Annotated in this window: 2 protein-coding genes; both read left to right on the top strand. The window is 39.8% G+C overall.

The window, feature by feature from the left end; genetic code table 11:
• Positions 1–255: 255 nt before the first annotated feature.
• On the top strand, positions 256–810 hold the full coding sequence (locus R7E00_RS23060; RefSeq protein WP_017188778.1) for a hypothetical protein: 555 nt from the start codon (positions 256–258) through the stop codon (positions 808–810).
• 151 nt (positions 811–961) lie between these two features.
• Positions 962–1,333: a hypothetical protein gene (locus tag R7E00_RS23055; RefSeq protein ID WP_262606461.1), complete on the top strand. Its 372-nt coding sequence runs from the start codon at positions 962–964 to the stop codon at positions 1,331–1,333.
• The last annotated feature ends 196 nt before the right edge of the window (positions 1,334–1,529 follow it).

Raw genomic sequence — 1,529 nt, 5'->3', positions numbered from 1 at the left:
AAGCTCGTGTTGTAAAACACAGCTAACAAACTGCTCAAGAGGGATTCGCAACGCGTGGCATTTTTACTATGCGTTGAATTTAGTGATTAAGGTGGTTTGCGGCGGCTTAGGTATTGCGTTGCTCACCCCTTAGCAGGGCGTTAGCAGTGCTAGTGTAAAAATGAGTTTGATGCGATACATATATAATCGTCATAAGACTAGAGGCTTGGCTTTGATAAAATATACTTTCCGTTCTGATTTAGAGTGATTTTGTTCATGAACAACGTAAGAAATAGAACATCTCAGGAGCTAGTAGATTTTGGTCTTTTCTATACCGCAAAAGAGTTTTACGAGGCTGCGAAACTAATTAAAAGTAACACGTTTGTACGCAGACCGTATCATGTTCTCCTGTCATTCTCGATTGAACTGTTACTGAAGAGTATTAAAACTACAATTGTTTGGTCTGGCTCTACTGCCTCTCAAGTAAAACATACGGAAGGTCATGCTTTATTAAAGATATTTAATTCAATCGAGCAAGAACACCCTAAAGATGCTGAGTACTTAGTGCAAAAATATGCTTCAAAGTATGGTTGCTCGTTAAAGCATGATTTGGAGTTAAATTCTGAAGTTTTCACCAAGCAAAGATACCCTTACCATAGGAGTGGTGATATCCCGTCCATGTCCAAAGTAAGTATTGACAGCTTTGATATCCAGTATGGGAATGATATTGCTGTATACGTCGATGAACTGGAGAGAGTTGCGGCTTTTTTACACGATGAATTGATTGTCTATTTCCCAGGTTTGTTCGACAAGGTAGAAAAGCACAGCTAACAAACTGTTTAAGAGTGATTCGCAACGCGTGGCATTTTTACTATGCGTTGGTTTTAGTGTTTAAGGTGGTATGCGGCGGCATCGGTATTGCGTTGCTCACACCTTAACAGGGCGTTAGGTGTTACAGGGCGGTAGTACTAGAGGAAAAATTATGGAAATGAGTAAAGCGTTAGAAATTATCTCAGCGTTATCAGACGGAGTTAACCCAGAGACTGGTGAAGACTTATCGGATGAAAGTTGTTTCAACCAACCACAAATTATTCGAGCTTTGTGTGTGGCAAAGCAAAATCTTGAAGCATCAATTGCTGCTGATAAGCGCAAATCCGATTTGCCCGAGAATGCTGGTAAACCATGGAAGTCAGACGAAGATGGAATGCTGTCTAAAGGGTTTGACTCAGGTTTAAATATTGATGAACTATCAAAATCTCATAAAAGGACAAAAGGCTCTATTGTTTCTAGGTTAGTTCGTTTAGGTAAAGTTAATGAGCGCTCAGATGTTTATGTCAGAGAATCAACGGCATAAAAACACCTAACAAATTGTTCAAGAGTGATTCGGCACGCGTGGCATTTTTACTATGCGTTGGTTTTAGTGATTAAGGTGTTTGCGGAAGCTTAGGTATTGCGTGCCTCACACCTTAACAAGGCGTTAGCTGTTTGAGGAAAAAATGAGAAAATTCGATAAGCCGCTATTCTGGCTGTATATAAAAACAAGAGACTCA

The organism is Vibrio sp. Vb1755, from assembly GCF_033338635.1.
GTDB lineage: Bacteria > Pseudomonadota > Gammaproteobacteria > Enterobacterales > Vibrionaceae > Vibrio > Vibrio alginolyticus.
Note: the sequence above shows the minus strand (reverse complement) of the source record. Positions and strands in the feature narration are given on the sequence as shown.